The organism is Providencia sp. (assembly GCF_052096715.1).
GTDB lineage: Bacteria > Pseudomonadota > Gammaproteobacteria > Enterobacterales > Enterobacteriaceae > Providencia.
Genome location: NZ_JBQDNB010000008.1, coordinates 157,683 through 164,536, shown reverse-complemented (window position 1 = coordinate 164,536; position 6,854 = coordinate 157,683). Strand labels below are relative to the sequence as shown.

The following is a 6,854-nucleotide window of genomic DNA, read 5'->3' as shown; positions in this document are numbered from 1 at the left end:
AGGGCAGGGTGCCAGATAACGTCTGGGAGGCGCGAGCCTACGACAAGTGCAACAGAGAGCAAACCGCCGATGGCCTGTTTACAGGATCAGGTAAGGGTGAAAGGGTGCGGTAAGAGCGCACCGCGCGGCTGGTAACAGTTCGTGGCATGGTAAACTCCACCCGGAGCAAGACCAAATAGGGGTTCATATGGTGCGGCCCGCATTGAACTCGGGTAGGTTGCTGGAGCCAGTGCGTAAGTGCTGGCCTAGAGGAATGGTTGTCCACGACAGAACCCGGCTTACCGGCCAACTCCACAAATAAATAAAAAAGGTCTATAGCATTTTATTGCTATAGACCTTTTTTATTACTCATCATATTTCACCTTATAGGGGTGTTGGCAGCTCTCGGCTACTCAGGTCACATACTTGTGTATGCTCCCCGAGATATCCTCGCTTGCCGCCTACCTATAAGTCGAACTATTTAGAGTTGTCTAGATCTCTGAAATTCAAAATTCAAAATTCAAAATTCAAAATTCAAAAATCTGCATCTTGATTATGCAAAAAAAGCCCCACTGCATACGAAGATGAGTGGGGCAATTTGTTGTTTTGTCATTTCTCGCTTATATTTTTTATTTTACAGCTTATTACGCATCAGTTAACAGCTTGTTTTACCATCTGTAATAACTGACGTACATCTTCTGGACGGGTATTGCCAGTGTCTTTATCGATGATTGAACTATAGATGTGTGGGATTATTTTCTTTACGCCAGCGTCGAGGGCAATTTGTAAAATTTCGGCAAAATTGTCTAAATCGATGCCGCCGGTTGGCTCAAGAGAAAAATCAAACTGTGCACAGGCTTTAGCGATAGCTTTGTATTCTTCTATATAAGTTAAGCCTTCCATATTAAAAAACTTAACTGAATCTGCGCCCATGTCTTTTAACATCATGATGGCAGTTTCGATAGGTACGATGCCGTCAGGTGACTGAGAACTTAACGGACCTGTTGAAATTTTTACCATACCGATGGTACCAGTAGGTGAAATTAAAGCATTTACAAATGTTTCATTTTGACCGAGTAATGCACGGCTGATCGGTGCGCCAGTGAAAACTTGGTTCACGTGCTGTGGCTGAACTTCTTTTGAAATTAACGAAACCATTGTAGATTGCTTTGGATCGCCAGCACCAAGACCAACGGATAATGCATTGTGAGTTTCTTCTGCATAAATGCGCATATCGGCAATCGCACTTTCAAGATCAGGGTAGTTTTTTGATAACACACCGACGACGACAAAACTTTCTGCCGCTTCATAGATATCTTTTGCGTTTTGATGACTACCTGCCAGTACGTTCAAACATACGCGGTCATGGTAAAAATTCGGTGACAATTTCATGTTAAATTCCTTCTACTAACATACGGATCTGCTGTGAGATAACATCGAGTTGTTCATTGCTGACGCTACGAACATCGGCCTCGACTTTTCCTTCATTGGCTTTATACTCACGAAAGTAAATAGCAGTATCCCCTTGTTTTAATTCAGCCATTATCTGATAAGTCGATTTACCAATCGCTTTCTCATCAAAGCTGATTTCTGCCCGAGCAATGTCACGGCCTGCCGCATCCCAGACAATTTGAGCTGAAATTGCAGGTATCGCATTTAAATCATTGATAAATTTATTCATGCGAGCAACCATTTCAGCACCGGTTTCTTTGGTCGCGGTTAGATATTGTTCAATAGCGAGTGTCAGACCAAGAATACCTTCTTTACCCACTTTCATGGCTCGTCCAATACCTTGGCTTTGACGTTTAACCCATTCAACATAAGGTTTTTTACCAATGACTAAACCACTTGTTGGGCCTTCAATAGCTTTGGCACCACTGTAAATTACGAGGTCACCACCAGCTTGATAATAGGTGGTTAAATCTTCTTCTGCGGCAGCATCAACAATCAACGGTAATTGATGTTCATGTGCAACTTTGGCCGCTTCGCTGACCGTTAACATACTTTTTTGTACAGTATGATGTGATTTGATATACAAAATAGCGGCAGTTTGTGGTGTGATTTTAGCGGCTAGCTGCGCTGCGCTGCATTCATTGGCAAAACCAGCTTCTACGACTTTACCTCCCCCCAAGGCCACCATGGTATCTACTGGAGCACCAAAGTTAACGTTATGGCCCTTGGGCATAATAATTTCACGAGCAACTTGTTTGTTTGATGAGTGCAAATTTAATAATAAATCATCATCATCTTGCACAATAACTGCGGCAACCGCTTGTGCTATCCCAGCAGAAGCACAAGAAACCACGACGGCATCTTCAACATTTAATAATTGGGCGATATAGGCACCGGTTTTATTGACTAAATCTTTAATTTCAAAGTAATGATTTAACCCATAAGCAACTCGTTCAACCACTTCAGGAGTTGGTGTTGAAACACCTAACATAGTCATACGGCCAGAAGCGTTAATGACATGTTTTAACTGATATTTATCATAAATTGATTGCATATTCAGATTCGCCTTCTGCATGAATGATATGTTTTCCACCAACAATCGCTGCTACGGGAACAAAACGATGAGTTCCGACGCGGTGTTCACCTTCAGCATCAGTGAGTTCTGTAGGTTCTTCTTTAAGTTCAAATAATGTGATATCGGCGTCAAAGCCAGGTCTTAAATAGCCTTTGGCGGGAAGTGCGAGTAAATCGGCCGCTTTTTCTGTTACGCAGCGTAAAACTTGTTCGGCACTGAAACCCATGCACAAAAATTTTGTCATCACAAAGGCAAGACTGTAAACCGGGCCGTTAACTCGATTTCGGTGATAAATATCTGAACTGATAATATCAGGGTAGGTGCCGATACGCATTGCTTGCTCAGCAACTTTAAAACTAAAACTTTCAGCACCATGGCCTACATCTAAAATAACGCCACGGGCTAGAGCACGCGCTATAGAAGGCTTGAGATAGCCTGAATCATCTAAAATTTTGTTTGGTTTGCCGTTAAAACAGTGGGTAATGATATCGCCACGGGTTAATAGATTAGCAACTTCATCAATATCAGGGGGATTATTGCCGATATGCACCATCAAAGGTAGATGGTGTTTTTTTTGCATTTCTTTAGCTTTAATTAGCGGGGCAATTCCGTTTTCACCGACAACGCTTTTACTCATGCGAGCTTTTAAACCCACGACAAAACCATTATGGCGCTCAATAGCCTGCTGAAAACATTCATCATCGATATTGTTCATATCAGATAATTCATTTTGCGCGATGATACCAATGCGTGAAATATTCAGTAATGAAAACACATTAGTTTTAGCTTTTTGCGTCAGTTGATAAAATTTGTCAATGTCATCAGCCCCAACACTTCCCGCATCAACCAGAGAGGTAACACCACCAGCAGCGCCTGCTAGGTCAGGCTCATCGAAGTAAATAGGTGACTCAGTAAAACAATGAGCGTGTGAGTCAATCCACCCTGCGCTGACATAGATTTCCCCTTTAAGGTCAATTATTTTGTCTGCTTGTTGGTTGCAGGCCAATTCAGGGCCAGCAGCTTCAATTTTCCCATCTTTAATAAGTATATCGATAATTGTGCCATCGATACGTTTGCCCTGTTTGATGATTAAAGTGTACATGGTTACCTTCTTTATATTGTCATACTCATATTGTCATACTCGTCATAATTCAAACTGCAGCGTTGTTGGCTACTCTCAGTTACCCGAATCACATACTTATGTATGCTCATCGGGATATCTTCGTTTGCCGCCTAGCTGCACTTTGAATTATTTAGAGTCTGTTCTAAGTCGTACAAACCGCAGCGTTGTTGGCTACTCTCAGTTACTTGAATCACATACTTATGTGTGCTCATCGGGATATCTTCGTTTGCTGCCTAGCTGCACTTTGAATTATTTAGAGTCTGTTCTAAGTAACGTAAGCCGTTTTCTCGAATCATATGCATTGCACATGATTCGAGAATGCTTGATTGCTGCTTAGGCAGCTAGTGGGAAGAAATATCCAAACAACATCGCACCTAAAATTGCACCACCAGCAACGGGTTTTTGCCATATATAGAAAATTAATGCGCCAATCAAAGAGCCAATACCGATTGGGATAGAGGCAGCCATTGCTGCAAGGATAATTAAAGGACCTAAGAAACGTCCTGATGTATTACCCGCTCCCATCATGACATCAGCACCAAAAGTTGAGTTGGCTTGAGCAATGGTAAATTTACGTGCAAATACAATTATTAAGCCTATTAAGACACCAAGCACTAAACCTGTAATTAAAGCGAGCCAAAAGTTAGTGACTAAAATATCCCAACCTGCTGCAAGGAATAGTGCTGGAACGCCGAGGCCAATACCGGTTTGTAGCGCACCGCCAATATCTAAGATACCGACAAGCGACCCTTCGATAATCCGAGCGAAAAGAAAGCTCGCACCGAATGCGGCCACTGCACCGTAAACACCTGTATCGAGTCCTGCACGTAACATGGCAACGAATGCCACTTCGTTAAATGCGCCGAACCCGTAGACTACATACATGTGTGTACCCGCAAAGATCCCGGAAGATAACAACCCAACAAAAATAGGGAAGGACCATTCTGCGTACCAAAAATCTTGTCTATTAATTTCAGTTGTCATGATTATTTCCCGCTCAGCAGTCCGTGGATGTATTCAAGCCACACAGGTTTATCTAAATTAAATGATGTGATCATCTTCAGGTCGAATTCACGGAAGAATCCACTGAGAACGAATAGCAGTACAACGGCTATCATCATGGTACGAGTGATACGATTCCAGCCATTATCATCAACACCTTTACCGATTAGGATACCTAAGACTAAACCTGGGATTGCGTTACCCATGATGAGTTGTGCACAACCACCGAAAAGTGTTGCCCAGAAACCAGAGCGACGACCGGCATCCATGGCTGCTAACCAGAAGATAACTGGCATGACAGTATTTACGAGCAAGTTAGCTGCTGGGACTAAAACATTAATTGCTGTTGTTTGCAGTGCGGCAGGTACCGCAGATGCGGTTGTATTTAAGAACGCGACGACAAATGCACCGATAATACCGCAGGCAATTGCCATTTTTTTCGGATTATGTAGTGTTTCTGCTACGTTACGATTTTTAGTAAGTAGTGCAGCCGCACCCCAGTTAGGAATGATACGGTGGTCAACATCTTGTGTGAACGCACCTGCTGCAACAGATGATGCCCATGCGTTAAAGAAAAACCCTAAGCCGAAAGAGAAGTGTGACGCAGGGTCACCTTCACAGGCGTTTAATTCGCCTAATGTACGGAATGCCCCCATCCCTTGTATGGTTGGTGCGTGGAACATACGCGCCGCGCCTGCGCCTAAACCAAAGCCGCAGAGGCCACCGATAATGAGGGACATGCCCAATATTTCTAAAAAAGATGCAGTTTCACTCATGGAATTAACTCCAGACCTGATTGCTATTATTGTTCTGTAAATGGTATTTCGTTGACAGAAAGTAAGGTAACATCCAGCGAAACGTCGAGCACAACACGAAAATGTTCGCGTTTACGTGGCAAAAAGATAAAAAGAAATTTTTCTGTCCGCGATTTCGAGTGAGCACTAATCACTTCAACATCCTTCGGTTCAATCCGTAGAATGATATCAGTGCTATTTTTTAGTACGGTTTTTTGAATTGAATTTAAGGCGTCAGCTATTGCTTTTTGTTTGCTGTCGCCTTGCCCTGTGACCCGTACAACCGTTTCGATAGATTTTTTCATTAAACGTTGCCGTATTTTTTATTAAATGCTTTTACAAGACGCTCGCCTAACTCTTCTTTATCCATAAAACCGAAACCGAGTACATTGCAACCATCTGCAATGGCGGTTTCACCTTCTTCAATAGAGCGCATTCCATAACGTGCTTTATAACCATATTTAGTTTGAGCTGTAATTGCGCCTGCACCGCCGCTACCACAAAAAGAAATACCAAGGTCAGCTTGCTCTGCATTCATGACATCACCGAGTTTCATATCAGCGGCAACACCGGGAACAACAATGGCTTTTCCGCCAGCAGTTTCTACGCCAACCGCGACTTTTTGTCCTTTGCCTAAACGATCTCCAATAACAATAACAATTTGTTTCATAATCATATTCCCTAAAAATTAATCATTAGAACGGATAACTTCGAAGTGAACAGAGAGCAAATATGCCTCTTCTGGTGCCAGCCCTGGCAGCGTGTTGACAACCTTTTTAGCTAACTCAATAGAATATTTAGATATTTCATCAAATAGACTGATATCGACTTCCGGTAAAGCTTCTTTGGTTTTTGCTCTATCCACCATGGCGCGAAGATGAGACTCCAACATTTGTTGTTGCACATCCGTGGTATAGCACTCTTCCTGATTGAGCCAGTCAGTAATCACTGCCAGCAGTTTTTGTGTCACCTCATCGACATTGAGGTTATCTTCTAACATTTTGAAAACGACAACTGATCCACTCATAACTATTTAAAATCCAAAGTAATGTTGCTAGTTGAACTACTCTGTTCCTTGATGACTAATACCTTAATCGGTTCTGCTGTGTTTTTGCAGGTAGTAAATTTCCACTTTGAAGTGGAAATAAGTTGGAAGTGTATATAAGTGGAATATGTCTATTTTATGGTCAAATTGGAAATTAAATGGAAAAATTATCTTTTTATGAGTAATTAAAAAAAGATATCTTATTTATATAACAGTAATAAGTTATTTAAATTCAAATTGTTACGTTTTTCAAAATATCGTTGGAAAGTGGAGGAATTAATTTCGCATAAAGTGGAAATGATAAATGGGAAGTGGCTGTTTTTTAGTAGTAGTCGTTTCCACTTGAGTGGTTTTAGTGTTAAACGGTGAAGATTAGGCTAAAAA

Annotated in this window: 8 protein-coding genes and 1 other RNA gene; 1 reads left to right on the top strand and 8 read right to left on the bottom strand. The window is 41.8% G+C overall.

The window, feature by feature from the left end; translation table 11 throughout:
* Window positions 1–297: RNase P RNA component class A (gene rnpB / locus ACTH6U_RS09065), an RNA gene on the top strand; the annotation flags it as partial.
* A gap of 333 nt (window positions 298–630) precedes the next feature.
* Here rnpB and dagF read toward each other — a convergent pair.
* The 8 genes from dagF to ACTH6U_RS09025 all read right to left on the bottom strand — a co-directional run bounded on the left by dagF (window position 631) and on the right by ACTH6U_RS09025 (window position 6,452).
* Window positions 631–1,371, bottom strand: a complete 741-nt coding sequence (dagF, locus tag ACTH6U_RS09060) for a 2-dehydro-3-deoxy-phosphogluconate aldolase (RefSeq protein ID WP_294106574.1) — start codon at window positions 1,369–1,371, stop codon at window positions 631–633.
* A gap of 1 nt (window position 1,372) precedes the next feature.
* Window positions 1,373–2,485 (bottom strand): DgaE family pyridoxal phosphate-dependent ammonia lyase, encoded by a 1,113-nt coding sequence (locus ACTH6U_RS09055; RefSeq protein WP_441832043.1) that lies wholly within the window; start codon window positions 2,483–2,485, stop codon window positions 1,373–1,375.
* On the bottom strand, window positions 2,469–3,608 hold the full coding sequence (locus ACTH6U_RS09050; RefSeq protein WP_336430274.1) for an amidohydrolase/deacetylase family metallohydrolase: 1,140 nt from the start codon (window positions 3,606–3,608) through the stop codon (window positions 2,469–2,471). The genes ACTH6U_RS09055 and ACTH6U_RS09050 overlap by 17 nt, the downstream gene beginning before the upstream one ends.
* A 354-nt stretch (window positions 3,609–3,962) precedes the next feature.
* Window positions 3,963–4,613, bottom strand: coding sequence for a DUF4310 family protein (locus tag ACTH6U_RS09045; protein WP_441832042.1), 651 nt, complete (start codon window positions 4,611–4,613; stop codon window positions 3,963–3,965).
* A gap of 2 nt (window positions 4,614–4,615) precedes the next feature.
* Window positions 4,616–5,407: a DUF4311 domain-containing protein gene (locus ACTH6U_RS09040; RefSeq protein ID WP_294106583.1), complete on the bottom strand. Its 792-nt coding sequence runs from the start codon at window positions 5,405–5,407 to the stop codon at window positions 4,616–4,618.
* Between the two features lie 26 nt (window positions 5,408–5,433).
* On the bottom strand, window positions 5,434–5,730 hold the full coding sequence (locus tag ACTH6U_RS09035; protein ID WP_294106586.1) for a DUF4312 family protein: 297 nt from the start codon (window positions 5,728–5,730) through the stop codon (window positions 5,434–5,436).
* Window positions 5,730–6,095 (bottom strand): SFCGS family glycine-rich protein, encoded by a 366-nt coding sequence (locus ACTH6U_RS09030; RefSeq protein WP_294106588.1) that lies wholly within the window; start codon window positions 6,093–6,095, stop codon window positions 5,730–5,732. The genes ACTH6U_RS09035 and ACTH6U_RS09030 overlap by 1 nt, the downstream gene beginning before the upstream one ends.
* 18 nt (window positions 6,096–6,113) lie before the next feature.
* Entirely contained in the window at window positions 6,114–6,452 is a 339-nt protein-coding gene (locus ACTH6U_RS09025) for a transcriptional antiterminator (protein WP_294106590.1), read from the bottom strand.
* Window positions 6,453–6,854 lie beyond the last annotated feature (402 nt).

What these genes read in the sequence shown, in the direction of transcription:
- dagF (WP_294106574.1), bottom strand. Translation starts at nt 1,371, where the DNA reads ATGAAATTGTCACCGAATTTTTACCATGACCGCGTATGTTTGAACGTA.
- ACTH6U_RS09055 (WP_441832043.1), bottom strand. Translation starts at nt 2,485, where the DNA reads ATGCAATCAATTTATGATAAATATCAGTTAAAACATGTCATTAACGCT.
- ACTH6U_RS09050 (WP_336430274.1), bottom strand. Translation starts at nt 3,608, where the DNA reads ATGTACACTTTAATCATCAAACAGGGCAAACGTATCGATGGCACAATT.
- ACTH6U_RS09045 (WP_441832042.1), bottom strand. Translation starts at nt 4,613, where the DNA reads ATGACAACTGAAATTAATAGACAAGATTTTTGGTACGCAGAATGGTCC.
- ACTH6U_RS09040 (WP_294106583.1), bottom strand. Translation starts at nt 5,407, where the DNA reads ATGAGTGAAACTGCATCTTTTTTAGAAATATTGGGCATGTCCCTCATT.
- ACTH6U_RS09035 (WP_294106586.1), bottom strand. Translation starts at nt 5,730, where the DNA reads ATGAAAAAATCTATCGAAACGGTTGTACGGGTCACAGGGCAAGGCGAC.
- ACTH6U_RS09030 (WP_294106588.1), bottom strand. Translation starts at nt 6,095, where the DNA reads ATGAAACAAATTGTTATTGTTATTGGAGATCGTTTAGGCAAAGGACAA.
- ACTH6U_RS09025 (WP_294106590.1), bottom strand. Translation starts at nt 6,452, where the DNA reads ATGAGTGGATCAGTTGTCGTTTTCAAAATGTTAGAAGATAACCTCAAT.